Genomic DNA, 26,661 nt, shown 5'->3' on the forward strand with positions numbered 1-26,661 from the left:
GTCAGCTTTGCTGACTTTTATTCTTCTTCACCGCCGTATATCACGGCGCAATCCGGAAATACGAGGACGTCTCATGGCCAAGCAGCCGATGCTCAAGTTCGTCTCAGTCGAACGCGATATGCCCGACAAGCGCAAGGCCGAAGCGCGTCGCGAAGACTTCCATGAAATATATGCCGAGTTTGCCGACCAGAAGGCCGCCGAGCAGGCCAGTCGCTGTTCGCAATGCGGCGTGCCCTATTGTCAGACGCATTGCCCGCTGCACAACAACATTCCCGACTGGCTGCGTCTGACCGCCGAAGGCCGTCTGCAAGAGGCCTACGAGCTCAGCCAGGCCACCAACACCTTCCCCGAGATCTGCGGCCGCATCTGCCCTCAGGACCGGCTTTGCGAAGGCAATTGCGTGATCGAACAGTCGGGCCACGGCACCGTCACCATCGGCGCGGTCGAGAAATACATCACCGACACCGCCTGGGAGAAGGGCTGGGTCAAGGACATCGTGCCCGCCCAGGAGCGCGCCGAGAGCGTCGGAATCATCGGTGCGGGCCCCGGCGGACTTGCCGCGGCGGACGTACTGCGCCGCGCCGGTGTGCAGGTCACGATCTACGACCGCTACGACCGCGCGGGCGGGCTGCTGACCTATGGCATTCCCGGCTTCAAGCTGGAAAAGGACGTCGTGATGCGCCGCAACGCGCAACTTGAAAAGGCGGGCGTCACCTTCGTGATGAATTGCAGCGTGGGTGACGACATCTCGTTTGCGGACATCCACCAGAAGCACGACGCGGTGATCATCGCCACCGGCGTCTACAAGACCCGCGACCTGCAGGGCCCCGGATCGGGTGCGGCGGGGATCGTCAACGCCATCGATTTCCTGACCGCGTCCAATCGCAAGAGCTTTGGCGACGACGTGCCCGAGTTCGAATCGGGCGCGCTGAACGCCGAGGACAAGCGCGTCGTGGTGATCGGCGGCGGCGACACGGCGATGGATTGCGTCCGCACCGCGATCCGGCAGGGTGCCACATCGGTGAAATGCCTGTATCGCCGCGACCGCGCCAACATGCCGGGCAGCCAGCGCGAAGTGCAGAATGCCGAGGAAGAAGGCGTCGTTTTCGAATGGCTGACCGCGCCCAAGGGTTTCAAGGGCGATCCGGTGGAGGCCGTCATCGTCGAAAAGATGCGCCTTGGCGCGCCGGATGCCACCGGCCGCCAGTCGCCCGAGGTGATCGACGGGTCGGATTATGACGAACCTGCCGACCTGGTGATCAAGGCGCTGGGCTTTGAGCCCGAGGCGCTGCCGACGCTGTGGGATCAGCCCGAACTGACGGTGACCCGCTGGGGCACCATCAAGGCCGATTTCACCACCGGCAAGACCGCCCTGGACGGTGTCTATGCGGTTGGCGACATCGTGCGCGGGGCCAGCCTCGTGGTCTGGGCCATCCGCGACGGTCGCGATTGCGCCGATGCGGTTCTGGCGCAGTTCAACGCCGCCAGCGCCATCGCGGCAGAGTAGCGGTCATGGCGTCGAAGACCGGACATTGCCTGTGCGGGGCGGTGCAGTTCACGCTGGCGGAAGCGCCGACCGAATACGGCGCGTGCCATTGTACCATGTGTCGTCGTTGGTCGGGCGGGATCGAGCTGGGCATCGAAGCCCTGCCCGATGCGATCGCGTGGTCAGGTGAAGACAACATCCAGACCTACCAAAGCTCGGAATGGGCGGAACGCGGATGGTGCCGAACCTGTGGAACCAACCTGTTCTGGCGGCTGACCGCCCCCGGTCCGATGCATGGCATGCTTGCGCTGAGCTGCGGCGCACTGGACGACGCGTCCGGCATGACCTTCGCGCAGGAGGTCTATATCGACCACAAGCTCGACAGCCATGCATTCGCCGGCACACGAAAGAGGCTGACCGAGGCCGACATCAACGCAATGGTGGCCGCTATGCAGGAAAGCCCTTCCGAATGATCAATGCCTATCGCAGAACCGGCGCGCTATCGGGGCACTGCATGTGCGGTGCGGTCACGATCGCGATCGTTGGCGGCTATGTCGCGGCGGTCGGCCTGTGCCATTGCGGCATGTGCCAGCGCTGGAACGGCGTTGCCTTCGGCTGCTTCTCGGCGTCCCCCGAGGCGGTGACGATCAGCGGCCCGGTCAAGCGCCATGCGTCGTCGGATTTCGCAGAACGCGCGTTCTGCGCCACCTGCGGCAGCCATCTGTGGATGCGAAACACGCAGCCCGAAGACGACTACGAATTCATGCCCGGACTCTTCCCCGGTGCGGCGGATTTCCCGCTCGTCTCCGAGGTCTATGTCGATCAGGCACCGTCCTATTTGCCCTTGTCTGGCGATCACAAGCGCGCAACCCGCGCGGAATACGAAGCGAAAAACCTCTTCGTCGAAGGAGATGCTCCATGACCAAATACGATGCCAACTGGGCCGCCGAGACGGAAGCCAAGCGTAAGTGGCTCGCCGAGAACGGGCTATATTCCGAAAACGAAGAGCATTCGTCCTGCGGTGTCGGCCTAGTCGTTGCCATAGACGGCAAGAAAAGCCGCAAGGTCGTCGAGGCGGGGATCACCGCGCTGAAGGCGATCTGGCACCGGGGCGCTGTCGATGCCGACGGCAAGACCGGCGACGGGGCGGGCATCCACGTGCAGATCCCGGTGAACTTCTTTTACGACCAGATCGAGCGGACCGGCCACACGCCACGCAAGGACCGTCTGATGGCGGTGGGCCAGGTGTTCCTGCCGCGCACCGATTTCGGCGCGCAGGAAACCTGCCGGACCATCGTCGAATCCGAAGTGCTTCGGATGGGCTATTACATCTACGGCTGGCGCCATGTGCCGGTGAATGTCGAATGCCTGGGCGAGAAGGCCAATGCCACCCGCCCCGAGATCGAGCAGATCCTGATCTCGAACACCAAGGGCGTCGACGAGGAAACCTTCGAGCGCGAGCTTTACGTGATCCGTCGCCGCATCGAGAAGGCCGCCGCCGCCGCCGGTGTAAGCCAGCTTTATATCGCCTCGTTCAGCTGCCGGTCGATCATCTACAAGGGCATGATGCTGGCGCAGGACGTGGCCGAGTTCTATCCCGACCTTCTGGACAAGCGTTTCGAGAGCGCCTTCGCGATCTACCACCAGCGCTATTCCACCAACACCTTCCCGCAGTGGTGGCTGGCCCAGCCGTTCCGGATGCTGGCCCATAACGGCGAGATCAACACCCTCAAGGGCAACATCAACTGGATGAAGTCCCACGAGATCCGCATGGCCTCGAGCACGTTCGGCGACATGGCGGGCGACATCAAGCCGATCATCGCCTCGGGCGCATCGGATTCCGCGGCACTTGACGCGGTGTTCGAGGTGCTGGTGCGGGCAGGGCGCAACGCCCCCATGGCCAAGACCATGCTGGTGCCCGAATCCTGGTCCAAGCAGGCCGAGGAACTGCCGCAATCCTGGCGCGACATGTATTCCTACTGCAACTCCGTGATGGAGCCGTGGGACGGCCCCGCCGCCCTGGCGATGACCGATGGCCGCTGGGTCTGCGGCGGGCTCGACCGCAACGGCTTGCGTCCGATGCGCTACGTCGTGACCGGCGACAACCTTCTGATCGCGGGCTCCGAGGCGGGCATGGTTCCCACCGACGAGGCCACGGTGCGCGAAAAGGGCGCGCTTGGCCCCGGCCAGATGATCGCCGTCGACATGGAAACCGGGACGCTGTTCCACGATGTCGCGATCAAGGACCGTCTCGCCGCCGCGCGGCCCTTTGGCGAATGGGTCGGCAAGATCGCCGAGCTTGATGAGCCGCTGTCAAAGGTGCAGGAGACCGCGCAGCTTGAGTCGGCAGAGTTGCGCCGCCGCCAGATCGCGGCCGGCTATACCATCGAAGAGATCGAGCAGATCCTGATGCCGATGGCCGAGGACGGCAAGGAAACCGTGGTCTCGATGGGCGATGACACGCCGTCGGCGGTGTTGTCCAAGCGCTATCGCCCGCTGTCGCATTTCTTCCGGCAGAATTTCAGCCAGGTGACCAACCCGCCGATCGACAGCTTGCGCGAGTTCCGGGTCATGTCGCTGAAGACGCGGTTCGGCAACCTCAAGAACGTGCTCGACGAATCCTCGGCCCAGACCGAGATCCTGGTGCTGGACACGCCCTTTGTCGCCAGTGGCCAGCTCGAGGCGCTGAAAGGCTACTTCAACGCCGAAATGATCGAGATCGACTGCACCTTCCCCGCGGGGGCCGGGCCCAACACGCTGCGGGACAACCTGGATCGCATCCGCGCCGAAGCCGAAGACGCGGTGCGGTCGGGCGCCGGGCACATCACGCTCAGCGACTATCTGGCGGGTGCGGATCGCGTCGGCATGCCGATGATCCTGGCCACTAGCGCGGTGCACAGCCACCTGACCCGAAAGGGGCTTCGGACCTTCTGTTCGCTCAATGTCCGCTCGGCGGAATGTATCGACCCGCATTACTTCGCGGTGCTGATCGGGGCCGGTGCGACGGTGGTAAATCCCTATCTCGCGGAAGAGACCATCGCCGACCGCATCCGCCGCAACCTGATGGACGGCACCCTGACCGAGGCGATGAAGCGCTACCGCGACGCCATCGATCTTGGCGTGCTGAAGATCATGTCGAAGATGGGCATCTCGGTCGTGTCGTCCTATCGCGGCGGTCTCAACTTCGAGGCCGTGGGCCTGAGCCGCGCCATGTGCGCCGAGTTCTTCCCCGGCATGGTGTCGCGCATCTCCGGCATCGGTGTCTCGGGCATCCAGACCAAGGTCGAAGAGATCCACGCGCTCGGGTTCCGGGGCGGTCAGGACGTGATGCCCATCGGCGGTTTCTACAAGGCCCGCAAATCGGGTGAGACCCACGCCTGGGCGGCGCAGACGATGCACCTGATGCAGACGGCATGCGACAACGCCTCCTACGAGACCTGGAAACAGTATTCCAAGGCGATGCGGGCCAATCCGCCGATCCATTTGCGGGACCTGTTGAACATCAAGCCGCTGGGCGCGCCGGTGCCGCTCGAGGAGGTCGAGAGCATCACCGCGATCCGCAAACGCTTTGTCACGCCCGGCATGTCGCTGGGGGCGCTGTCGCCCGAGGCGCACAGGACCCTGTCGATCGCGATGAACCGGATCGGGGCGAAGTCCGATTCGGGCGAAGGTGGCGAAGACCCCAAGGACTTCACGCCCGACAGCAATGGCGACAACCGGTCGGCCAAGATCAAGCAGGTGGCCTCTGGCCGGTTCGGTGTGACGGCGGAATACCTGCTCGCTTGCGAAGAGCTTGAGATCAAGGTCGCGCAGGGGGCGAAGCCCGGCGAGGGTGGCCAGCTGCCCGGCATGAAGGTCACCGAGCTGATCGCCCGGCTGCGGCTGTCGACGCCGGGGGTGACGCTGATTTCGCCGCCGCCGCACCACGACATCTACTCGATCGAGGATCTGGCGCAGCTGATCTATGACCTCAAGCAGATCAACCCGCGGGCCAAGGTGACCGTCAAGCTGGTGGCGTCCTCGGGCGTCGGCACGATTGCGGCGGGCGTAGCCAAGGCCAAGGCCGACGTGATCCTGATCTCGGGCCATAACGGCGGCACCGGCGCTTCGCCCGCGACCTCGATCAAATACGCGGGCCTGCCGTGGGAAATGGGCCTGACCGAGGCGCATCAGGTGCTGTCGATGAACAAGCTGCGGTCGCGGGTCACGCTGCGCACCGATGGCGGATTGCGCACCGGGCGTGACATCGTCATGGCCGCGATGATGGGGGCCGAGGAATACGGCATCGGCACCGCCGCGCTGATCGCGATGGGCTGCATCATGGTGCGTCAGTGTCAGTCGAACACCTGCCCTGTGGGGGTGTGCACGCAAGACGAAGCGTTGCGCAAGAAGTTCACCGGCAATGCCGACAAGGTGGTGAACCTCATCACTTTCTACGCCCAGGAAGTGCGCGAGCTTCTGGCGGAAATCGGCGCCCGGTCGCTCGACGATGTGATCGGACGCGCCGATCTTCTGAGCCAGGTCAGCCGTGGCTCGGACCATCTGGACGATCTGGACCTGAACCCGCTGCTGATCCGGGTCGATGGCGGCGATATCGCGCGCTTCGACCGCACCGGACCCCGCAACGAGGTCGACGACACGCTCGATGCGGAAATCGTCAAGGACGCCGCGCGCTTCCTCAATGACGGCGAAAAGATGCAGCTGTCCTACGCGGTGCAGAATACGCACCGGACCGTGGGCACGCGGGTCTCAAGCCACATCGTGCAGCGTTTCGGCATGCGCAATACGCTTCAGCCCGATCACCTGACGGTCAAGCTGACCGGTTCGGCGGGGCAGTCGCTGGGCGCTTTCGCGGCCCCGGGCCTGAAGATCGAAGTGTCCGGCGATGCCAACGACTATGTTGGCAAGGGCCTGTCGGGGGGGATCGTGGTGGTGCGCCCGCCGATGCATTCCCCGCTCGTGGCGTCGGAAAATACCATCATCGGCAACACCGTGCTTTACGGCGCGACCAACGGGTATCTTTACGCGGCGGGCCGTGCGGGCGAACGGTTTGCCGTGCGCAACTCAGGCGCCAGGGTGGTTGTCGAGGGCTGCGGATCCAACGGCTGCGAGTACATGACCGGCGGCATCGCCGTGATCCTGGGCTCGATCGGGGCGAACTTCGGCGCGGGCATGACCGGCGGCATGGCCTATCTCTACGATCCCGAGGGCCAGGCCAACACGCTGATCAACCACGACGGGCTGGTGACATGCGCGGTCAGCGTGGCGCATTGGGAAGCCGAGCTGAAGGTCCTGATCGAGACCCATCTGGCCGAGACCCGCAGCCTCAAGGCGGCGGACATCCTGCAGAACTGGGACGTCGAGAAGGCCAATTTCCTCCAGGTCTGCCCGACAGAGATGCTCGACAAGCTGCCACATCCGCTCGGCATCGAGGATCAGGCGGTTCCGGCAGAATAGCCCCCTGCCTGTCACCGACCATGGGGCCGCGCCGGATACCTTCGGCGCGGCCCTTCTTCTGACCGGCGGGGGGCGCGAAAGTCGGCGCTTAGCGGAATCGCCGAACGGGTGTAGACTGCCTGCGCATTCCTCGCATGGCGGAGTATTCTCATGACCGCGAATGACCTCGGCATCCTCGTGGGCACCACCAAGGGCGCCTTCATCCTGAACGGCACTTCGGACCGCGATGCCTGGTCCGTGTCCGGGCCGTTTTGCGACGGTTGGGCCATCAACCACCTTGCGGCGGACCCCGAGACCGGAACGATCTGGGCGGCAGGCGGCGGGGAATGGACCGGAGCCGGGGTCTGGCGCTCGGATGACGGTGGTGACAGCTGGGCGCTGACCCGGCTGACGCGCGGCGTGAACGACGACTGGGCCGCCAACGATCCGGACTTTGCCAAGGCCATCGGCTGGACCGATGCGCCCTTGCCCTTCGGTGATGAATTCAGCCAGATCTGGTCGCTGAACTACGCCCATGGGGCGCTGCACGCAGGCACCAAGCCAGCGGGGCTTCTGGTCAGCCGGGATCGCGGTGCGCACTGGGACAAGGTGTCGTCGCTGACCGATCATCCGTCGGCGGAACACTGGAACCCGGGTGCCGCGGGCCTCGTGCTGCACACCATCGTCCACGATCCGGACGACCCGCAGAAAATGTGGATCGCCATCTCTGCCGCCGGGGTCTTCGCCACCGAGGATGGTGGGGCCACATGGGAACGCCGCAACCGGCTGTCCAACGCCGAGGCTTGCGGCCATCACGATCATCCCGCCGCCCCGCGCGACGGCGAGACCGGGCATTGCGTCCACAACATGATGCGGGCGCCGGGGCCGGGTGCGGTGCTCTACCAGCAGAATCATCACGGCGTCTGGCGCTCGTCCGATGGCGGGCGCTCGTGGGACGATATCACCGAGGGGCTGCCCTCGACCTTCGGGTTTCCGATCCGCGTGCATCCGCGCGATCCGGACGTGATCTGGACCCTGCCGCTAAATGGCGACAGCGTGGGCCGCTATCCGCCCGATGCGGCAGCGGCGGTCTGGTGTTCACGCGATAGCGGGCAAAGCTGGGAAGCGCAGCGCAACGGGCTGCCGCAGAACGGCTGCTTCTTCACCGTGTTGCGTCAGGCCATGGCGGGCGACCGGCAGGACCCGGCGGGTATCTATTTCGGCACAAATTCGGGGTCGGTTTTCGCCACCCGGGACGAGGGCGCCGAATGGGTCGAGATCGCGCGCCACCTGCCGACCGTGCTGGCCGTGGAGGTGATGGAGCGGCACTGAGCGCGCGACGGGGCGCGTTGTCCCACAAGTAATTGTTGCCGGAGACGAAACAATCGGCCCGTCGGGTTGGGATTGCTCGCAAATACCGGACAATGCGCGCGCCATGCTGACCGCGACGCGGGGGTGACATTTCCACCGCGCCTCTTGCGACCGGCGCGCGAATATCTTTTCGTCGCGCCCTGCCAAGGCTAAGAACAAGGCATGGCAGTCAAGACCAGCACGTCGCGCAAGACATCCAAGGCAAAGCCCCGCATCCGCCCGGTCCGGTTTCTGCTGAAATGGACCTTCCGGGCCGGTCTGGCGGTGGCGCTACTTCTGGCGTTGGCCGTCGGGCTTTACCGTGTGGTGGACCCGCCCACGACGCCCTACATCATGGCCGAGGCGCGTCGGCTTGACGGCGTGGCGCGCGACTGGGTCGATGCCGATGATATCGCCCCGGTGATGTTCCGGTCGGCGGTGGCGGCCGAGGACGCTAATTTCTGCACGCACTGGGGCTTTGACATGGGCGCGATCCGCGATGCCATCGAACAGGGCGGCACGCGCGGGGCCTCGACCATATCGCAGCAGGTCGTCAAGAACGTCTATCTCTGGCACGGGCGCAGCTGGCCGCGGAAGGCGCTCGAGGCGCTGATCACCCCCGCGATCGAGGCCGCATGGCCCAAGCGCCGGATCCTAGAGGTCTATCTGAACGTGGCCGAATTCGACGAGGGCGTGTTCGGCGTGCAGGCAGCGGCCAAGCACTACTTCGGCACCACCGCGCGCGATCTGACGCCGGTTCAGGCGGCGCGTCTGGCGGCGATCCTGCCGGACCCCAAGGGCCGCTCTGCCAGCGATCCGTCGTCGTTCGTGCGTCGCCGCGCGGCATCGATCCGTGACGGTGCGGCCACCATCCAGCGCGATGGGCGCGCTGCCTGCTTCGAGCCAGCATAACACCGCCGTCCGCGACGCCGTTTCACATACGAGGTGTTGTATCGTCCCCGCCTTGGGGGGTAAGACCAAGGGGAATTTCAAGAAAACGCGTGTTTCCAGATGGCCAAGCTTTATCACGTGCCCCTTTCGCCCTTTTGCCGCAAGGTCCGTCTCAGCCTCGCCGAGAAGAAGATCGAGGTGGAGCTGGTCGAAGAGCGGTATTGGGAAAAGGACCCCGATTTCCTGCGCCGCAACCCTGCGGCCAAGGTTCCGGTTCTGAAGATCGACGGCAAGACCATGGCCGAAAGCGCGGCCATCTGCGAGTGGATCGAAGAGTCCTATCCCGAACCGTCCCTGATGCCCAAAAGCCCCGATGCCAAGTACGAGATGCGTCGGATCATCGGCTGGTTCGACGACAAGTTCCATTCCGAGGTGACATCGAAACTGCTTTACGAGCGGGTCAACAAGAAGGTGATGAAGGCGGGTTTCCCGGACTCGGGCAACGTCAAGGCCGGGGCGAAGGCGATCAAATACCACCTCGACTACATGGCCTGGCTGCTGGATCACCGCCGCTGGCTGGCGGGCGATGCCATGACCCTGGCCGATTTCGCAGCTGCCGCGCATCTGTCGTCGCTCGACTATATTTCGGACGTGGACTGGAACCGGCAGGCGGCGGTCAAGGACTGGTACGCCAAGATCAAGTCGCGCCCGGCGTTTCGCCGGATCCTCGCCGACCAGATGCCGGGATTTCCGCCGCCGGCGCATTATGCCGACCTGGATTTCTGAACCTCGCATCGGTCGTGTCGTGATCGGCCTGCCGGGCGGGGTCGCGGGGGTCGCATGACGTTGACCGAAAAACTCAAACATGAGGCCGTGGCGGTGGGCTTTACCGCCGCCCGGATCTGCGCGCCGGATGCCATTCCGGAGGTCCCCGCGCGTCTCGGGCAGTTTCTGGACGCGGACCGGCACGGGCAGATGGGCTGGCTGGCGGACAGGGCGGTCTGGCGTGGCGATCCGCGCGCGCTGTGGCCAGAGGCACGGTCGGTCATCATGCTCGGCGAAAGCTATACGCCCGAGCACGATCCGCTGGCCATCCTGTCCGAGTCGGAAAAAGCCGCGATCTCGGTCTATGCGCAGAACCGCGATTATCACGACGTGGTCAAGAAACGCCTCAAGCGGCTGGGCCGCTGGCTGATCGACGCGGCAGCGCGCGACACCGGCACCGCGCCCGAGATCAAGGTGTTCGTCGATACCGCCCCGGTGGCGGAAAAGCCGCTGGGTCAGGCCGCCGGGCTGGGCTGGCAGGGCAAGCACACCAACCTCGTCAGCCGCGAGATGGGATCCTGGTTCTTTCTGGGCGCGATCTTCACCACGCAGGACCTGAAGCGCGACACACCCGAACGGGACCATTGCGGATCGTGTCGCGCCTGTCTCGACATCTGCCCGACCGATGCCTTCCCGGCCCCCTACCAGCTCGACGCGCGGCGGTGCATTTCCTACCTCACGATCGAGCACAAGGGGCCGGTGCCGGAAGACCTCCGCGCGAAGATGGGCAACCGAATCTATGGCTGCGACGATTGCCTTGCGGTCTGCCCGTGGAACAAGTTCGCCGCAGAGGCCCGCGAGGCAAAGTATCACGCCCGCGCCGATCTCTTGGCCCCGGACCTCGCCGACCTGGCGACGCTTGACGACGGGGCTTTCCGGGCGCGTTTTTCGGGCTCTCCGATCAAGCGGATCGGGCGCGACCGTTTCGTGCGGAACGTGCTGTACGCGATCGGAAATTCCGGGCGTCCGGCATTGCGTCCGGTGGCCGAGGCGCGGACGGGCGATGCCGACGCCACGGTGCGGGACGCGGCGGGCTGGGCCGTGGCGCGGCTGACACCCCGGGGCTAGGGCCCGCATTCCCTGGCCCGGGATGGGGCAAGACCACGCAGCCCTTTTTTTTCCGGCCTGGCCGCCCATCTTATAGGGATCATTAAACACGCAAGGGGGGCCGCATGGCCGAGTATCGCAAAGACCCCGACGCAATTGCCGCTCTCGACCCCGAGAGCTACCGCGTCACCCAGGAAAACGGCACCGAGCGGCCCGGCACAGGGGCCCATCTGGGCAACAAGGAGCCGGGCATCTACGTCGATATCGTGTCGGGCGAGCCGCTATTTGCCTCATCGTCTAAATACGAATCGGGCTGTGGCTGGCCCAGCTTCGTGACGCCCATCGCGCCCGAGAATGTCGCTGAATTGCGCGACACCTCGATGGGGATGATCCGCACCGAGGTGCGCTCGAGGCACGGCGACAGCCATCTCGGTCACGTGTTTCCGGACGGACCGGCAGACCGGGGCGGGCTGCGCTATTGCATCAATTCCGCGGCGCTGCGCTTTGTGCATCGCGACGACATGGACGCAGAAGGCTATGGTGCCTATCTGGACCAGGTGGAGGATCCGGCATGAGCGATCTGCAACGCGCTGTCCTCGCGGGCGGCTGTTTCTGGGGCATGCAGGACCTGATCCGCAAGATGGACGGGATCAGCAAGACGCGCGTCGGCTATACCGGCGGCGACGTTCCCAACGCGACCTATCGCAATCACGGCACCCATGCGGAGGGCATCGAGATCTGGTTCGATCCCGACCGCATCTCGTATCGGCGCATCCTGGAATACTTCTTCCAGATCCACGACCCGACTACCCTCAACCGGCAGGGCAACGATACCGGCATGTCCTATCGGTCGGCCATCTACTACGTCGATGCCGATCAAAAGGCGGTGGCGGAAGACACCATCGCCGATGTTGAGGCATCGGGCATCTGGCCCGGCCGCGTGGTGACAGAGGTCGCACCGGCGGGCGATTTCTGGCAGGCAGAGCCCGAGCATCAGGACTACCTCGAGCGTATCCCGAACGGTTATACCTGTCATTTCCCGCGTCCGGACTGGGTGCTGCCCAAGCGCGACGCGGCGGAATAATCTCTCCCTCTTCGAAGATGGGGTGCGCCCTGCGGCGGAACCGCAGGGCGCGTTCATCAGGAAACGTGTGCTTACGACCCTCGGGTCAACGCCAGTTTGCGGCACGAGAGCTTTCCAGAAGCTTAACGCAAAACCGAATCCGCATTAACGTCCGCTTAACCCGCCGGTCGCTATGCTGGCCCTATGGCAAAAGACGGTTTCTCCGAGATGCAGGGCACTTTGTTCGATCCGCCACGCCGCGATGCGGGCGGTCCGATCCTGCCGTCCTACCTGCGCGATCACCGTCAACGCCTGCGGGACCGCTTCGTGGCGGGTGGTGCCGACGCTGTGCCTGATTACGAAATGCTGGAACTGGTGCTGTTCCGCGCCATTCCGCGCCGCGATGTCAAGCCGCTGGCCCGCGCTCTGATCGATACATTCGGTGACTTCGCGCGCACGGTGTCGGCCCCGCAGGCGCGGCTTCTGGAAATACCGGGCGTCGGTGCCGCGGTGATCTGCGAACTGAAGATCGTCGAGGCCGCGGCCCAGCGGCTGGCGCGCGGCAGGGTGCTCAACCGGTCCGTTGTCTCAAGCTGGGATGCGCTGATCGACTATTGCCACGCCGCCCTGTCCCACAAGGAGATCGAGGAATTTCGCGTGCTCTTTCTCGACCGCAAGAACGTCGTGATCGCGGACGAGGCGCAGGCGCGGGGGACGGTCGATCATGTGCCGGTCTATCCACGCGAAGTGATCAAGCGCGCGCTCGAACTCAATGCCTCGGCGCTGATCCTGGTCCACAACCATCCGTCGGGCGACCCCGACCCGTCGCCTGCCGATATCGACATGACCGAAGAGATTGCCCGGGCGGGTGCGCCGCTGGGCGTGACATTGCATGATCACCTGGTGATCGGAAAACGCCGCGAGCTGAGCTTTCGGGCCGAGGGGCTGATCTGAGGCGGGTGGCCTCAGTCCAGCCAGATTTCGACGCGCCGGTTCGCGCCGCGGCCCCATGTGGTGTCGTCGCAGGCCATCGGCATCGTCTCGCCGAAGGCATCCGCGCGGGTGGACAGATGCGCGGTATCCGCCGCCTCTGCGGCATCGAGCACGGCCCTGCGTACCGCTTCGGCGCGTTTTCGCGCGATGGCGAGGTTGGCCGCCGCAGGTCCGACGCCATCGGAAAACCCGGCGAACAGGATGTCGCGCGTGTCGTAGATCCCGGCCTCGATATCCGCCGCAAGGGTCTGCACATTGGCCCGCGACTGCGCGTCCAGCCGTGCCGATCCCGGTTCGAACCGGAACGAGGTGGTCAGCCGGGTCCGAGGCCCGAGCGCGGCTTGCAACCGCTTCAGCTCGGCCAGTCCGGTTTCGCCCTCTGCCACGGCGATCGCATTGGCCAGTCGCGCGCCCTGGTCGGCAATCGGAACCTCTTCGCTGGCCTGATCGGTAAATCCGACGCGCCGGATCACGTTCTGTGCCGGACGCGACCCGGTATAGGCCAGAAAATCGCGCGCGATTTTCGGCAGACGCCGGGCGGGCAGGTAAAGGAACATCGGCGCGGTCAGGGGCCAGTCCTCGGTCTTGATCGTCCGGCGCGTGGCGCGCAGCGTAAAGCCGCAGGGGCCGGTCAGGGCCAGCGGACGGGCCAGCCCGGTCTCCGAAAAACTCGCGATGCCGATGCCGAAAGGATCGACCGCGACGGCGGCGGCCAGCACCTCTTGCGTGGCATGGCGGATGATCGTGCCCGCGACACCATCCGCGCGGGCATCCATCAGGCGGCTTTCGATCGACTGCGCAAGCCCCGAGGTGACCGCCGGCAGATGCAGCGTGATCGGCGCGTCGGGGCCGCCGATGGCGGACCAGTTGTCGATCCGCCCCGCCAGCAGCCCCTCAAGCGCCGCCAGAGAGATGGCCTGCACAGGGTTCGCGTTCGCCACCACCGGCACCATCGCATCGAGTGCCAGCACCCGCGCCCATTTTGCCTGATGCAGGTCGCCAAGGCCCGACTGCGCGGCGCGGGACGCCTCGTCGCGGCGAATCTCGCGCAGCGCCATCACCATGTCTGCATCGTCGGCCAGCAGGTCGGCAAAGCCCTTGTCGGTATTGCTGGAGTCGATGAGGAACCGCGCCAGTGCCTTGCCGGTGCCGGGGTTCTCGAGGGTGTAGGTCGTGCGCAACGGCGATATGGTATTGCGGTTCGCGACAAAGCCCTCTCGCAGCGCGAAGCCCTCGATCAGGGCGGGCAGCAGGATGTTCCCGATGGTGCTGGACCCGGAAATCCGCATCTCGGCGACGAAGTCGGTCAGCGACGGGCAGGCCACCCCTTCGCAGCGGACGCCGGAACTGTCGACGGTCAGTTCGCCGTATTGCGATGCGATGCGGTAGAATTCCCCGTCAAAGCCCAGCAGCGTGCCGGTGATCGACACGCCGCCATCCTGCGACCGCAGCACCACGTCCTCTGCCGTGGCGGGGGTCGCGGTGAGGCCTAGCCACACCAGACTTGCGGCACCAAGCGCCGCATGCATGACATCTCTGACGATATGCGGGATGGCGCGCCCCCTCGGTCCTTTCCGGTATCGCGGCAGAGTGTCCGCGCCCGGTCGGGGAAGTTCAAGTGGCCGCGGCGCAGAAGATCAGCGGGCTGCGACCTCGATGTCGCGGACCATCTCGTCGAGTACCAGGAAGTCGCCCACGGCGTCGCATTCGGGCATCGACAGCGTCAGGTCCTGCACGGTCAGCGAGGATCCGGTGCGCAGTTGCAACATCTGTGCCTCGACATCGCCGGCGCAATTGGCCGCGGTCACTTCCGCCTCGACGGTCAGCGCGATGTCACCATTCACCCGGGCCGTGCCCGCGGGGAAGGAATAGATCTCGGCCAGCAGCGGCTCGGGTGCGTCGGCGTCGCCAAGGCGCGTCAGGAACCCGCCTTCGCCACGGGCCGCAGCTTCGATCGAACCGCGCGCGCCGGACCAGACATGGCCTTCGGCAAAGTAGTCCGCGCCCATTTCGCGCGCATGCAGCTGAAGCCCGCTTTGATCACGCCATTGCAGCGCGACGCGGTCGTAGAACGCCAGCGAAGACACCTGCGTCTGGACCACCGCGCCATCCCCGGATGCGTAGGACAGGATGAAGACCGCCTGTTCCGACAGCGCCGGAACCACCAGTGCCAACGACCCGTCAGGCTGCATCGTCGCGGTGAACATCATGCCGGAATGGTGCACGGTCAGGCGTTCCGATCCGTGGCAGGGTGCCGTGATCGCCAGCGACACCAGCGCACCGGCGGTCGGCTCCGCGGTGGCGGCGATGTCGCAATCGAACCCCGAGCGCGCGGCCTCGGCGGGCAGGGTCGCATCCGATGTCGTCCCGGTATCGACGGCGGCAAATTCGACGACCGCGTCAGGCAGGACCGCTCTGGCCGCCGCATCGCCGGGCATCTCGGGCAGGACAAGGCCCGCCATTCCGGTCGCGGCGGAGGTCTGCAAGCTGGGCGCTTCGGCATCGACCGGGGCTGCGGTATCGACGATGCCGGTCACTTCTATCGGGCCTGTCGGGCCAGAGCTGAAGGGCATGCCAAACTGCATCACATAGCCAATGGCGAAGGCGCAGGTCGCGGTGCCAACGGCAAGGAGTCGGGTCTTGGGATTGGCCATCGAAGCCTCCGTAAGACGGTTACATTCCCATAGTCTATGGCCCCCAAAGGTGGCCAGTATGGGGCGCGCATGTGCACAGGCTTGGGCGTTTCCAAGGCAGAAACAATCCGGCGCAAAGGCGCGGTCGGCAATGGGGCCGCAACAGGCAGCGGACGTCTGTGCGGCTCAGGTGATGACCGTCCCGGCTTCCGGGTCGTAGTCATAGGCAGCGAGCGCCGAAGCCTCGTACCGCGCGACCCGGTCGAACATGGCGCGGTCCCATGTCAGCGCCATTGCCGGGCTGACCCCATGGGCGGGCGTGTCGAAGATCGCCGCGTCCGGAATGCCAAGGCCCAGGTCGCGGTTCAGCGATGCGAGGTCGTCGCGGATCGTTTCGTTCTGCAGCACCCGCGCGTTCGATCCGGCGCAATAGGCCGCATACATCCCCGACACGAACCCCGGCGCCCGCGACGTGACCTTGTCGAGGAACGTGTTGAAGTCGTCGTCCCGGGTGCCGTTGAGCGGTGACATCACGTGCCAGTTCGCCGCCTGTCCCGGATGGCCCCAGTCGCGGAATGCCTTCGAGGACTGGTACTTGAACCAGCTTTCGTACCAGCGCATCGGGTGGCGGACCACGGCGACATATGTCAGCGGGCCGCGCGGCAGGACGCGGCGCTTGAAGAATGCGCCCTTGGCCTGCCGCACCTGACCGGCGATCAGATCATAGGTCGCGTGCTTGTGGCTGACCGGTGCAACCACGAGGCCCTGGTCCTCGAGCACCTTGGTCAGCCAGTTGCCGCCCGTCTTCGGGATATGCAGGTAGACCAGGTCCTGTCTGAGCAGTAACGCCATGTGCCGTTTCCGATACGGGGTCGTCAGGACCGGCGCGCGCCGCGGGCCCGCATCATGCCAGCCGTCCGTGGCAATGCTTGAACTTGTTGCCAGAGCCGCAGGGGCAGGGGCTGTTGCGACCGGGATTGCCCCAGGTGTCGGGATCGGTTTCGTCGAAACCGTCGACCAGGGGCGTGCCCGCCGCGACCGCTGGCCCGGCGGCCTCGGCATCGGCGTGGGCGGCACCGGCGGGGGCCGCGTCGGCGGCCGCCTGCGCCTGTGCCTGCTGACGGCGCATCTCGTCGAGCAATTGCTGCCGCTGTTCCTCGGACATCGGGCGGATCTGCGACAGCTTCTGGGTGACATCGGCGCGCAGGCTGTTGAGCATCGATTCGAACAGCTGGAAGCTTTCGGTCTTGTACTCGTTCAACGGATCGCGCTGGGCATAGCCGCGGAACCCCACGACCGAGCGCAGATGCTCGAGCGTCAGAAGGTGTTCGCGCCACTTGCCGTCGATGGTCTGCAACAGAAGCTGCTTTTCGATCTGGCGCATCGCCTCGGGGCCGAACGCCGCGGCCTTTTCGGCCATCATCTCGTCGGCGGCCTTGGTGATCCGTTCGCGCAACTCGTCGTGGTCGACGCCGTCCTCTTCGGTCCAGGCGGCAATCGGCAGGTCAAGCGCCAGCGCGTCCTTGATCGCGGCGTCAAGCCCCTCGGCGTTCCATTGGTCGGCATAGGTCTTGGGCGGCGCGTAGGTATCGACCAGGTCGTCGATGACCTCGTCGCGCATGTCGTCGGTGACCTCCGACAGGTCGTCCGCTTCCATGATTTCGCGGCGCTGGCCGAAGATCACCTTGCGCTGGTCGTTCATCACGTCGTCGAACTTGAGCAGCTGCTTGCGGATGTCGAAGTTGCGGCCCTCGACCTTGGATTGCGCGCGCTCGAGCGATTTGTTCACCCAGGGGTGAATGATCGCCTCGCCTTCCTTCATGCCCAGCGACGACAGCACCTTGTCGAGCCGCTCGGACCCGAAGATGCGCATCAGGTCGTCATCGAGCGACAGGAAGAACGACGACCGACCGGGGTCGCCCTGACGACCCGACCGACCGCGCAGCTGGTTGTCGATGCGGCGGCTTTCATGGCGTTCGGTGGCCAGCACGAACAGGCCGCCCGCCGCCTTCACCTTTGCCTCGTCCTCGGCCTGTTCGGCCTCGATGCGGGCGCGAATCTCGTCGGGGTGGCCGTCGGGATCGGCGCTCAGCGCCTCCTGCACCTTCATCTCGAAGTTGCCGCCGAGTTTGATGTCGGTGCCGCGACCGGCCATGTTGGTGGCGATGGTGATCGCGCCCGGCAGGCCCGCGTCGCCAACGATCTGGGCTTCCTTCTCGTGCTGGCGGGCGTTCAACACGTTGTGCGGAAGGTCCGCGTCCTTCAGAAGCTGCGACAGCATCTCGGACTTCTCGATCGAGGTGGTGCCGACGAGGACCGGCTGGCCCTTTTCATGCGCCGCGCGGATTTCCTCGACGATGGCGGTGTATTTTTCCTGCGCGGTGCGGTAGACGCGGTCGTCCTCGTCGATGCGCGCGATCGGCTTGTTGGTGGGCACTTCGACCACGCCAAGACCGTAGATTTCGGCAAACTCGTCGGCTTCGGTCGAGGCGGTGCCGGTCATGCCCGACAGCCGTTTGTAGAGCCGGAAGTAGTTCTGGAAGGTCACGCTGGCGAGGGTCACGTTCTCTGGCTGGATCTGCGCGCCTTCCTTGGCCTCGATGGCCTGGTGCAGCCCGTCCGACAGGCGGCGACCGGCCATCATGCGACCGGTGAATTCGTCGATCAGCACGACCTCGCCGTCGCGGACGATGTAATCCTTGTCGCGGTGGAACAGCTTGTGCGCGCGCAGGCCCTGGCTCAGGTGGTGTACGATGGTGGTCGATTCCGGGTCGTAAAGCGACTGGCCCTCGGGCACGAAGCCCGCCTCGACCAGACGCTCTTCCAGAAACTCGTTGCCCTCGTCGGTGAAGGTGACGTTCCGGGTCTTCTCGTCGATGGCGTAGTGGTCTTCGCTCAATTCGGGGATCAGCTTGTCGATGCCGGTATAAAGCTCCGACCGGTCTTGCGAGGGCCCCGAGATGATCAGCGGCGTGCGCGCCTCATCGATCAGGATCGAGTCGACCTCGTCCACCACGGCGAAGTTGTGGCCGCGCTGATACATCTGGCTCAGCTCGGACTTCATGTTGTCGCGCAGATAGTCGAAGCCCAGCTCGTTGTTGGTCGCATAGGTGATGTCGGCCTCGTAGGCGGCCTTCTTCTCGTCGTCGGGCTGGCGCGGGTAGACCACGCCGGTGGTCAGCCCGAGCGCGCCATAGACCTTCGACATCCAGTCCGCATCGCGGCGCGCCAGGTAGTCGTTGACGGTGACGATGTGCACGCCCTTGCCAGACAGCGCATTCAGATAGGCCGGGAAGGTCGCGACCAGGGTCTTGCCCTCGCCGGTCTTCATTTCGGCGATGTTGCCCTGATGCAGGAAGATGCCGCCCATGAGCTGCACGTCGAAGGCCCGAAGGCCCAGGGCGCGGCGCGCGGCCTCGCGGCAGTTGGCGAAGGCTTCGGGCAGAAGATCGTCCAGCGCCTCACCATTGGCGGCGCGGGTGCGCAACTCGGCGGTCTTGGCGATGATGCCCGCGTCGTCGAGCGCCTCGTACTCCGGCTCCAGCGCGTTGATCTTCTCGACCAGCGGGCGGGTCGCCTTGATTACCCGGTCGTTCGGGGTGCCGAAGACCTTCTTTGCGAGTGTTCCGAACCCTAGCATACGCTCTCTTTCGCCTGTCACTATCTCGTGTGCCGGCAACTGCTTGCCCGTCTTGCACCGAGCCCATACACAAACGCAGAGAAAAGACCGGCTGCCGACAGCCAATTGGCGATGTAAGCGTCGGTCCTGTGAGTGTCAACGCTGCCCTCCAAGGGGCCGCAGAAAGAGGTGTAAACATGCCCCGACTGAGCCTGAAACTTGCAACCGCGGCGCTGATTGCCGTGGCGGCCCCCGCGTTCGCGCAGGATGAGGCCGCCGGCGGGGAGGCAGATCTGTCCACCGTCATGGCCACGGTCAACGGCCAGGAGATCACGCTCGGCCACATGATCATGGTGCGCGCGAGCCTGCCGGAGCAATATCAGCAACTGCCCGCGGATGTGCTGTTCAATGGCATCCTCGACCAGCTGATCCAGCAAGAGGCACTGTCGCAGTCGGATGGCGCGGTCGCGACCGACACCGTCAGGATCGCGCTGCAGAACGAAGAGCGCGCGCTGCTGGCCTCCGAAGCGGTGAACACCATCTCGGACGGCGCTGTCAGCGAAGAAGCCATCCGGGCGGCCTATGAGGCGGAGTTCGCCATCGAAGGCGGCGCGACCGAATACAACGCGTCGCACATCCTCGTGGAGACCGAGGAAGAGGCGCAGGCGCTCGTCGCAGAGATCGAAGGCGGCGCGGATTTCGCGGAGCTGGCCAAGGAAAAGTCGACCGGACCGTCGGGCCCCGGTGGCGGCAGCCTCGGGTGGTTCTCTGCCGGTCAGATGGTGGCCGAATTCCAGACCGCGGTGGAAACACTTGAACCCGGTGCGGTGTCCGCCCCGGTGAAGACCCAGTTCGGCTGGCACGTGGTCAAGCTGAACGAGACCCGCCTGAAGGAAGCCCCCGCCCTCGAGGAGGTGCGCGCCCAGCTTGAGCAGACGCTGATGCAACAGGTCGTCGAAGAGGCGATCGAGGCGCTTGTCGCCGATGCCGAGGTGACGCGCCCGGGGGCCGAGCTGGACCCCGAACTGCTGACCCGCGTCGATCTGCTGAACGGAGAGTAAGATGGCCAAGATCACCGGTCGCTCGCCGCTGGCACCCGAGGCGTTCCCGAATCTGCCGGTGATCAAGGGCGTCCGGTTCGCCACCGTCGCGGCAGGGGTGCGCTATGCCGGGCGCACCGACGTCATGCTGGCCCATCTGGCACCGGGATCGAGCGTCGCGGGCGTGTTCACACGCTCGGCCACCCGGTCGGCGCCGGTGCTCGACTGCCAGACCAAGATCGGGCTCGATCCGAAGGAGGGCGACGGTGCCGCGATTCTGGTGAATTCGGGCAATTCCAACGCCTTCACCGGGCGCGCGGGCGACGCCTCGGTGCACGCGCTCTGCGAAGCCGTGTCGACGGCAATGGACCTGCCGCCAGCGCGGGTCTTCACCTCGTCGACCGGCGTGATCGGCGAACGGCTGCCGCATGACCGCATCACCGCCAAGGTCGCCGATCTGGTGGCGGGACTGTCGGAAACCGGCATCGAGGCGGCCGCATCGGCAATCATGACGACCGACACCTTCCCCAAGGGGGCCTCTGCCGAGATCGAGCTGGGCGGCCGGACCGTCAGGATCGCGGGCATCGCCAAGGGCTCGGGCATGATCGCGCCCGACATGGCGACGATGCTGGTCTACATCTTCACCGACGCCGCCATCGCCCGCGCGGAGTTGCAGGAGATGGTGTCGTCGATCAACGCGCGGACCTTCAACTGCATCACCGTGGACAGCGACACCTCGACGTCGGACACGTTGCTGATGGGGGCAACGGGCGCCTCGGGCGTGCGGGTGACGACAGCGGACGCGGCTTTCGTCGACGCGCTGTACGGGGTATTCCGCGATCTGGCGCATCAGGTGGTCAAGGATGGCGAAGGGGCGACGAAATTCGTCACCGTCGCGGTGACAGGCGCGGCAAGCGATGCCGACGCCCGGACCCATGCGATGTCGATCGCGAACTCGCCGCTGGTCAAGACCGCGATTGCCGGGGAAGACCCGAACTGGGGCCGGATCGTCATGGCTGTCGGGAAATCCGGCGCGGCCGCGGACCGGGACCTGCTGTCGATCCGCTTCGGCGATGTGCTGGTGGCCGAGAAGGGCTGGGTTTCGCCCGAATACCACGAGGACCAAGGCGCGGCGGTGATGCGCGCGCCCGAAATCGACATCAACGTGGATCTGGGGCTGGGCAGCGGGGCAGCGACGGTCTGGACCTGCGATCTGACCCATGGCTACATCTCGATCAACGCCGACTACAGATCCTAGGCGCGACGTCGCGGACCGCGGACATCGTGCCGGGGCGAAGACGCTGTCGGCCGCGCAAGGCGCGGGCGCGGGCTCTGTTGCTGGCCTCCGTGACCCGGTGCCTCCGGGCGCGTGGATCGCGGGCATATGTCCCGGGTCGACGAGGTCGCGGCGCAGGGCCGGGACCGGAACGCGCCCCCGGGCCCCGGACCCGATCCGGGGCCTCGTCGGATGCCGCGGTCCTACTCCGCCTCGGGGTCCCAGCCGGACACCGCCTTGACCTCGACGAAGTCATGGATGCCCCAGGACCCGCCCTCGCGGCCATTGCCCGACTGTTTCATGCCACCGAAGGGCGAGCCCGCCGCGCGTTCCTCGCCGTTCATCTCGACCATGCCTGACCGCAGCTTGCGCGCCAGTCGGTTGCGCCGCGCGCCATCGGTGCTTTGTACGTAGTTGGTCAGCCCATAGGGCGTGTCATTGGCCAGGCGCAGCGCCTCGCCCTCGTCGGCGAACTTCATGATCGACAAGACCGGCCCGAAGATTTCCTCGCGCGCGATGGTCATATCCGGGGTCACGTCGGCAAAGACCGTGGGCCGCACGAAAAAGCCCTTGTTCATGCCTTCGGGCAGGCCCGGTCCGCCCGCGACCAGCCGCGCGCCCTCGTCGATACCGGTTTGGATCAGCCCCTGGATCTTGTCCCACTGGGTGCGGTTGACCACGGGCCCGATGTGGCGGCCTGCCTCGGAGGCGGGGCCGACCGACACCTTGGCCGCGACCTCTGCCGCCTCGTCGACGACGCGGTCATAGGCCGAGGCCTCGACCATCATCCGCGACGGCGCGTTACAGCTTTGCCCGGAGTTCTGCATCATGTGCAGCACGCCGCGCTTGACCGCCTTGTCGTCCGCATCGGCGAAGATCAGGTTCGCCCCCTTGCCGCCAAGTTCCAGGTGCACGCGCTTGAGCGTGTCGGCGGCGGCCTTCGAGATCAGCGTGCCCGCCCGGGTCGAGCCGGTAAAGCTGACCATGTCCACATCCGGGTGCGACGAAAGCTGCGACCCGACGCCCGCGCCATCGCCGTTCACCAGGTTGAAAACCCCCTTGGGCCAGTCCGCCGCGGCGACGCATTCGGCAAAGATCAGTGCCGAGATCGGGCTTTCCTCTGACGGCTTCAGCACCATCGTATTGCCCGCCACGGCGGCGGCGCCGACCTTCAGGGTGATCTGGTTCATCGGCCAGTTCCACGGTGTGATCAGGGCCGCGACACCGACGGCTTCGTGGATGATCCGGTCGTTGGGCGCGTGATCGCCCAGCGGGGCCTCCCAGGCGAATTCCCTGGCGGCGCGGATGAAGTTCTTGAGGTGATAGGCCCCCGCGCCGAACTGGTTGCGGCTGGCCAGATCGATGGGCGCGCCCATTTCCTGGCTCATGGCCTTCGCCATATCGTCGGCGCGCGCCTTGTAGGCGTCAAGCAGCCGCTCAACCGCCGCGATCCGCTCGGCCACAGGGGTATCCATCCAGCCGGGCAGGGCCGCCCTGGCGGCGGCGACGGCGGCATCGGTATCGGCCTGACCACCCAGCGAAATGGTCGCGAATGCCTCTTCGGTAGAGGGGTCGATGACCTGGTGATCCGTGCCGTCGAGGGCATCCACCCAGGCGTTGTCGATGAAGAATTTGCGCTTGTCGAGCATCGTGCTCTCCCGTTTCAAAAGGCAGGGGTCCGGGCCCGTCTGCCCGGACATCAGATCATAACATCCGCCATTCATGACGCTCCAAATCGGGGGATGCAATGGCGGCACGCAGGTCCTAGATACAACGAAGACGCAATCGCTAAACGGAGGCTCCTCATGGCCCTGCGCATCAACGACACCATCCCCGACCTGACCGTGGACACCGACCACGGCACGCTCAGCCTGCACGACTACATCGGTGACAGCTGGGCTGTCCTGTTCTCGCATCCCAAGGATTTCACCCCGGTCTGCACCACCGAATTCGGTGCTGTCGCCCGGCTCAAGGACGAATGGGAAAAACGCGGCGTGAAGGTCATCGGCGTCTCTGTCGACGATGCCGAAGAGCACAAGCGCTGGAAGAAGGACATCGAAAGCACCGCGGGGGCCAAGGCGTTCTTCCCGATCATCGCCGACACCGAACTCGCGGTTTCCAAGGCGTTCGACATGCTGCCCGCCGAGGCTTACCTGGCCGACGGTCGCACCCCGAACGACACCGCCACCGTGCGCGCCGTGTTCATCATCGGCCCCGACAAGCAACTCAAGCTGTCGATGACCTATCCGATGAACGTCGGGCGCAACTTCGCCGAGGTGCTGCGCGCCATCGACGGGCTGCAGACTGCCGCCAAGCACACGGTTGCGACCCCGGCCGACTGGAACGTCGGCGACGACGTCGTGATCCCCACGTCGGTGTCCGACGAGGACGCGCGCGAGAAGTTCGGCCAGTATCAGACCGTGCTGCCCTACCTGCGGATGGCGAAACTGCCCGCCTGATCGCGGACGGCGGGCGTCCGCCGCTGCACAGCGCATGTGCGATACAGCGCCGTTGCAGGACTGGTGGATGCCTTTGAGCGACGTATCTAGTAGACAGCAGACCCGACGTGGTGCCATTCCGCGTCGGGTTTTTCTTTCCACTCCGTGCGTCTGGACCTCTTATGACCGCCATGCCCGATCAACCCGCCCGCGATTCCGCCTCCGTGTCCAACTCTGCGGCGCGCCCTGCCGGATCCGCGTCCGAGCGGCTGCCCTATTGGGAATTCGTCGCGATGGTGGCGTTCCTGATGGCGCTCAATGCGGCGGCGATCGACATCTATATCCCGGCGCTGTCCGATATCGGCGCGGCCCTGGCGGTGACCGACCCGAACGCGAGCCAGCTGGTTATCGGCTTCTACGTGATCGGCTTCGGCGCGAGCCAGGTGATCTACGGGCCGCTGTCGGACCGGTTCGGGCGGCGGCCGGTGCTGTTTGCCGGACTTGCGATCTATTGCGTCGCGGCCATCGCGGCGGCCTTTGCCATCTCGTTCGAGGCGCTGCTGGGGCTGCGTCTGATCCAGGGGATCGGGGCGGGGGCAACCCGCGTCGTGGCGTTGTCGGTCGTGCGTGACCGGTTCAAGGGCGAGGCGATGGCCTCGGTCATGTCGCTGGTGATGATGGTCTTCATGGTGATGCCGGTCTTCGCGCCCAACCTCGGCTCCGTGGTGCTGATGTTCGGCGACTGGCGGCTGCTGGCGGGGGTGATGTTCCTGTTCGGCGGCACCGCCTTCGTCTGGAGCTATCTGCGCCTGCCCGAGACCCTGCGGCCCGAAGATCGCCGCGAACTGACCGTGGCGCGCGTCCTCGAGGCATTCCGCATCATCTTCACCAACCGCCGGGCTTTCGGCTACACGCTGGCGACCGGGGCTTTCTTCGGCGTGCTGTTTTCCTTCGTGAGCCAGGCCGAGCAGGTCTATACCGAGGTCTACGGCATCGGTCCGGAGTTCACCCTGTATTTCGCGCTGGTCGCCTGTTTCATGGCCGGAAGCAGCTTTGCCAACTCGCGCCTTGTCCGCATCGTCGGCACCCGCCGCCTGAGCCACGGCGCGCTTCTGGGCTTTGCGATGCTTGCGCTTTTGCACTTTGCCCTTGCGGCACGCTTTGACGGCGCGCTGCCGCTGTTCTGGTTCATCCTTCTGCTGATCCCGCAGTTTTGCTTTTTCGGCTTCATCCCGTCCAACTTCAACGCGCTCGCGATGGAAGAGCTGGGCCATGTGGCAGGCACCGCGTCGGCGGTTCTCGGCACGGTGCAGACTTTGGGCGGCGGGCTGATCGGGGCCGCGCTGGGCTATCTCTATGACGGCACGGTGCTGCCGATGTTCGGTGGTTTCGCGGCCTTGGGCTTCTTGTCGCTGAGCCTTGCGGCCTATGCCGAGAACTGGAGCCTGTTTCAGCGCCGCCGCGCCTGAGGACGCTTGGCACCGGCACGTCATTCGCGTATCGCGCAAGGGACCCCGGTGAGGATTACGCCCATGCCCCAGCCCTTCGAGATTGGCGACATCACGGTTGCACCCGGAACGCGCGCCTCAGTCGATCTGCCGGTATCGGTCCTGTCGGATCACACGCCGGTCCACCTGTCCGCCGAGATCGTGCATGGACGCCGCCCGGGGCCGGTGATGTTCGTCTCTGCGGCGGTGCATGGCGACGAGGTCATCGGCGTCGAGATCGTGCGCCGCGTGCTCGGGGCGCAGCACCTGTCGCGACTGGCAGGAACGCTGATCGCGGTGCCGGTGGTGAACACCTTCGGCTTTCTGAACCATTCGCGCTATCTGCCCGACCGGCGCGATCTCAACCGGTGTTTCCCCGGCTCGGCGCATGGATCGCTGGCGGCACGGCTGGCCGATATCTTCATGACAGAGATCGTGTCGCGCTGCGATGTCGGCATCGATCTGCATTCGGCGGCGGTGGGCCGCACCAACCTGCCGCAGATCCGGCTGACGCCGAACGATGCGCGTCTGGCCGAACTGGGCCGCGCCTTTGCCGCGCCGGTTACGATGACATCGCGGGTGCGCGACGGGTCGCTGCGGGGGGCGGCGGACACGGCGGGCGTCGACGTGCTGCTCTACGAGGCGGGCGAGGGCCTGCGCTTTGACGAGACGGCGGCGCGTGCGGGCGTGGCCGGGATCCTGCGGGTGATGCAGAGCCTTGGCATGATCGGCGGGCGCGGCGTACCCAAGCCGCGCGGCGCATCGGTGTTCTGCGACGGGTCGTCCTGGGTGCGCGCGCCCTCGGGGGGATTGTTGCGGACGTTGAAGGCGGCGGGCGACTATGTCGATGCGGGCGCGGTGCTGGGCATCGTGTCGGACCCGTTCGGGCACATCGACGAAGAGATCACCGCCGCCGAGGCGGGCATCGTCATCGGGCGCACCAACCTGCCGGTGGTCAACGAAGGGGATGCCTGTTTCCACATCGCCACCCCGGCGCGGCCGCTGGCACCCGACGCCTTGTCCGACCATCTGGAACTGCCTGCGCTTTACGACGAGGACGAAATTATCTGAGCCTGC

Annotated in this window: 21 protein-coding genes; 16 read left to right on the forward strand and 5 right to left on the reverse strand. The window is 65.7% G+C overall.

The annotated features are described in order from the left end of the window. Positions 1–73 precede the first annotated feature (73 nt). The 11 genes from ACXYMN_RS06890 to radC all read left to right on the forward strand — a co-directional run bounded on the left by ACXYMN_RS06890 (position 74) and on the right by radC (position 13,052). The gene (locus tag ACXYMN_RS06890) at positions 74–1,507 is read left to right on the forward strand and encodes an NAD(P)-dependent oxidoreductase (protein ID WP_459012779.1); all 1,434 of its coding nucleotides are present in this window, start codon (positions 74–76) and stop codon (positions 1,505–1,507) included. Positions 1,508–1,512: 5 nt separating this feature from the next. Beyond that, positions 1,513–1,959 (forward strand): GFA family protein, encoded by a 447-nt coding sequence (locus tag ACXYMN_RS06895; RefSeq protein WP_459012781.1) that lies wholly within the window; start codon positions 1,513–1,515, stop codon positions 1,957–1,959. Then, entirely contained in the window at positions 1,956–2,408 is a 453-nt protein-coding gene (locus ACXYMN_RS06900; protein WP_459012782.1) for a GFA family protein, read from the forward strand. Before ACXYMN_RS06895 ends, ACXYMN_RS06900 begins: the two co-directional genes overlap by 4 nt. Next, complete coding sequence (gene gltB / locus ACXYMN_RS06905) at positions 2,405–6,943, forward strand: glutamate synthase large subunit (RefSeq protein ID WP_459012783.1); 4,539 nt, start codon at positions 2,405–2,407, stop codon at positions 6,941–6,943. The genes ACXYMN_RS06900 and gltB overlap by 4 nt, the downstream gene beginning before the upstream one ends. A 150-nt stretch (positions 6,944–7,093) precedes the next feature. Beyond that, positions 7,094–8,254 (forward strand): WD40/YVTN/BNR-like repeat-containing protein, encoded by a 1,161-nt coding sequence (locus tag ACXYMN_RS06910; protein WP_459012784.1) that lies wholly within the window; start codon positions 7,094–7,096, stop codon positions 8,252–8,254. A 201-nt stretch (positions 8,255–8,455) separates the two neighbouring features. Further along, on the forward strand, positions 8,456–9,184 hold the full coding sequence (gene mtgA / locus ACXYMN_RS06915) for a monofunctional biosynthetic peptidoglycan transglycosylase (RefSeq protein WP_459012785.1): 729 nt from the start codon (positions 8,456–8,458) through the stop codon (positions 9,182–9,184). Between the two features lie 99 nt (positions 9,185–9,283). Next, entirely contained in the window at positions 9,284–9,949 is a 666-nt protein-coding gene (fzlA, locus tag ACXYMN_RS06920; RefSeq protein ID WP_459012786.1) for an FtsZ-binding protein FzlA, read from the forward strand. Between the two features lie 54 nt (positions 9,950–10,003). After that, positions 10,004–11,056: a tRNA epoxyqueuosine(34) reductase QueG gene (gene queG / locus ACXYMN_RS06925; protein ID WP_459012787.1), complete on the forward strand. Its 1,053-nt coding sequence runs from the start codon at positions 10,004–10,006 to the stop codon at positions 11,054–11,056. Positions 11,057–11,160: 104 nt separating this feature from the next. Further along, positions 11,161–11,610, forward strand: coding sequence for a peptide-methionine (R)-S-oxide reductase MsrB (gene msrB / locus ACXYMN_RS06930; protein ID WP_459012788.1), 450 nt, complete (start codon positions 11,161–11,163; stop codon positions 11,608–11,610). Continuing rightward, positions 11,607–12,119: a peptide-methionine (S)-S-oxide reductase MsrA gene (gene msrA / locus ACXYMN_RS06935; protein WP_459012789.1), complete on the forward strand. Its 513-nt coding sequence runs from the start codon at positions 11,607–11,609 to the stop codon at positions 12,117–12,119. Before msrB ends, msrA begins: the two co-directional genes overlap by 4 nt. 207 nt (positions 12,120–12,326) lie before the next feature. Beyond that, positions 12,327–13,052, forward strand: coding sequence for a RadC family protein (gene radC / locus ACXYMN_RS06940; RefSeq protein ID WP_459012896.1), 726 nt, complete (start codon positions 12,327–12,329; stop codon positions 13,050–13,052). 11 nt (positions 13,053–13,063) lie between these two features. Here the strand turns inward: radC and ACXYMN_RS06945 are convergent, their stop codons facing one another. The 4 genes from ACXYMN_RS06945 to secA form a co-directional block, all read right to left on the reverse strand. Then, a complete protein-coding gene (locus ACXYMN_RS06945; RefSeq protein WP_459012790.1) occupies positions 13,064–14,620 on the reverse strand; it encodes a phosphate ABC transporter substrate-binding/OmpA family protein in 1,557 nt (518 codons plus the stop codon). 108 nt (positions 14,621–14,728) lie between these two features. Next, positions 14,729–15,745 (reverse strand): translocase, encoded by a 1,017-nt coding sequence (locus tag ACXYMN_RS06950; protein ID WP_459012791.1) that lies wholly within the window; start codon positions 15,743–15,745, stop codon positions 14,729–14,731. A gap of 165 nt (positions 15,746–15,910) precedes the next feature. Further along, positions 15,911–16,576 carry a hypothetical protein gene (locus tag ACXYMN_RS06955; RefSeq protein WP_459012792.1) on the reverse strand — a complete coding sequence of 222 codons (666 nt, stop codon included), beginning with the start codon at positions 16,574–16,576 and terminating at the stop codon, positions 15,911–15,913. Positions 16,577–16,628: 52 nt separating this feature from the next. Further along, positions 16,629–19,364: a preprotein translocase subunit SecA gene (gene secA / locus ACXYMN_RS06960; RefSeq protein ID WP_459012793.1), complete on the reverse strand. Its 2,736-nt coding sequence runs from the start codon at positions 19,362–19,364 to the stop codon at positions 16,629–16,631. A gap of 176 nt (positions 19,365–19,540) precedes the next feature. Between secA and ACXYMN_RS06965 the strand changes: the two genes are divergently transcribed. Next, entirely contained in the window at positions 19,541–20,404 is an 864-nt protein-coding gene (locus ACXYMN_RS06965) for a peptidylprolyl isomerase (protein WP_459012794.1), read from the forward strand. A 1-nt stretch (position 20,405) separates the two neighbouring features. Then, positions 20,406–21,641 (forward strand): bifunctional glutamate N-acetyltransferase/amino-acid acetyltransferase ArgJ, encoded by a 1,236-nt coding sequence (gene argJ / locus ACXYMN_RS06970; RefSeq protein WP_459012795.1) that lies wholly within the window; start codon positions 20,406–20,408, stop codon positions 21,639–21,641. A 221-nt stretch (positions 21,642–21,862) separates the two neighbouring features. Here argJ and ACXYMN_RS06975 read toward each other — a convergent pair whose 3' ends face one another. Continuing rightward, on the reverse strand, positions 21,863–23,308 hold the full coding sequence (locus ACXYMN_RS06975) for an aldehyde dehydrogenase family protein (protein WP_459012796.1): 1,446 nt from the start codon (positions 23,306–23,308) through the stop codon (positions 21,863–21,865). 156 nt (positions 23,309–23,464) lie between these two features. Here ACXYMN_RS06975 and ACXYMN_RS06980 point away from each other — a divergent pair, with 156 nt between their 5' ends. The 3 genes from ACXYMN_RS06980 to ACXYMN_RS06990 all read left to right on the forward strand — a co-directional run bounded on the left by ACXYMN_RS06980 (position 23,465) and on the right by ACXYMN_RS06990 (position 26,655). After that, a complete protein-coding gene (locus tag ACXYMN_RS06980) occupies positions 23,465–24,118 on the forward strand; it encodes a peroxiredoxin (RefSeq protein ID WP_459012797.1) in 654 nt (217 codons plus the stop codon). 161 nt (positions 24,119–24,279) lie between these two features. Continuing rightward, positions 24,280–25,566, forward strand: a complete 1,287-nt coding sequence (locus ACXYMN_RS06985; RefSeq protein WP_459012798.1) for a multidrug effflux MFS transporter — start codon at positions 24,280–24,282, stop codon at positions 25,564–25,566. A gap of 63 nt (positions 25,567–25,629) precedes the next feature. Further along, positions 25,630–26,655 carry a succinylglutamate desuccinylase/aspartoacylase family protein gene (locus tag ACXYMN_RS06990; RefSeq protein WP_459012800.1) on the forward strand — a complete coding sequence of 342 codons (1,026 nt, stop codon included), beginning with the start codon at positions 25,630–25,632 and terminating at the stop codon, positions 26,653–26,655. Positions 26,656–26,661: the final 6 nt, after the last annotated feature.

Source organism: Roseivivax sp. CAU 1753, assembly GCF_054482575.1.

Excerpts from the sequence above, each read along its gene's own strand:
- ACXYMN_RS06985 (WP_459012798.1), top strand. The coding sequence starts at position 24,280 with ATGACCGCCATGCCCGATCAACCCGCCCGCGATTCCGCCTCCGTGTCC.
- ACXYMN_RS06910 (WP_459012784.1), top strand. The coding sequence starts at position 7,094 with ATGACCGCGAATGACCTCGGCATCCTCGTGGGCACCACCAAGGGCGCC.
- ACXYMN_RS06975 (WP_459012796.1), bottom strand. The coding sequence starts at position 23,308 with ATGCTCGACAAGCGCAAATTCTTCATCGACAACGCCTGGGTGGATGCC.
- ACXYMN_RS06955 (WP_459012792.1), bottom strand. The coding sequence starts at position 16,576 with ATGGCGTTACTGCTCAGACAGGACCTGGTCTACCTGCATATCCCGAAG.
- ACXYMN_RS06950 (WP_459012791.1), bottom strand. The coding sequence starts at position 15,745 with ATGGCCAATCCCAAGACCCGACTCCTTGCCGTTGGCACCGCGACCTGC.
- ACXYMN_RS06990 (WP_459012800.1), top strand. The coding sequence starts at position 25,630 with ATGCCCCAGCCCTTCGAGATTGGCGACATCACGGTTGCACCCGGAACG.
- gltB (WP_459012783.1), top strand. The coding sequence starts at position 2,405 with ATGACCAAATACGATGCCAACTGGGCCGCCGAGACGGAAGCCAAGCGT.
- ACXYMN_RS06900 (WP_459012782.1), top strand. The coding sequence starts at position 1,956 with ATGATCAATGCCTATCGCAGAACCGGCGCGCTATCGGGGCACTGCATG.
- ACXYMN_RS06945 (WP_459012790.1), bottom strand. The coding sequence starts at position 14,620 with ATGCATGCGGCGCTTGGTGCCGCAAGTCTGGTGTGGCTAGGCCTCACC.
- secA (WP_459012793.1), bottom strand. The coding sequence starts at position 19,364 with ATGCTAGGGTTCGGAACACTCGCAAAGAAGGTCTTCGGCACCCCGAAC.
- mtgA (WP_459012785.1), top strand. The coding sequence starts at position 8,456 with ATGGCAGTCAAGACCAGCACGTCGCGCAAGACATCCAAGGCAAAGCCC.
- msrA (WP_459012789.1), top strand. The coding sequence starts at position 11,607 with ATGAGCGATCTGCAACGCGCTGTCCTCGCGGGCGGCTGTTTCTGGGGC.
- argJ (WP_459012795.1), top strand. The coding sequence starts at position 20,406 with ATGGCCAAGATCACCGGTCGCTCGCCGCTGGCACCCGAGGCGTTCCCG.
- ACXYMN_RS06890 (WP_459012779.1), top strand. The coding sequence starts at position 74 with ATGGCCAAGCAGCCGATGCTCAAGTTCGTCTCAGTCGAACGCGATATG.
- msrB (WP_459012788.1), top strand. The coding sequence starts at position 11,161 with ATGGCCGAGTATCGCAAAGACCCCGACGCAATTGCCGCTCTCGACCCC.
- ACXYMN_RS06980 (WP_459012797.1), top strand. The coding sequence starts at position 23,465 with ATGGCCCTGCGCATCAACGACACCATCCCCGACCTGACCGTGGACACC.
- radC (WP_459012896.1), top strand. The coding sequence starts at position 12,327 with ATGCAGGGCACTTTGTTCGATCCGCCACGCCGCGATGCGGGCGGTCCG.
- ACXYMN_RS06965 (WP_459012794.1), top strand. The coding sequence starts at position 19,541 with ATGCCCCGACTGAGCCTGAAACTTGCAACCGCGGCGCTGATTGCCGTG.
- fzlA (WP_459012786.1), top strand. The coding sequence starts at position 9,284 with ATGGCCAAGCTTTATCACGTGCCCCTTTCGCCCTTTTGCCGCAAGGTC.
- ACXYMN_RS06895 (WP_459012781.1), top strand. The coding sequence starts at position 1,513 with ATGGCGTCGAAGACCGGACATTGCCTGTGCGGGGCGGTGCAGTTCACG.
- queG (WP_459012787.1), top strand. The coding sequence starts at position 10,004 with ATGACGTTGACCGAAAAACTCAAACATGAGGCCGTGGCGGTGGGCTTT.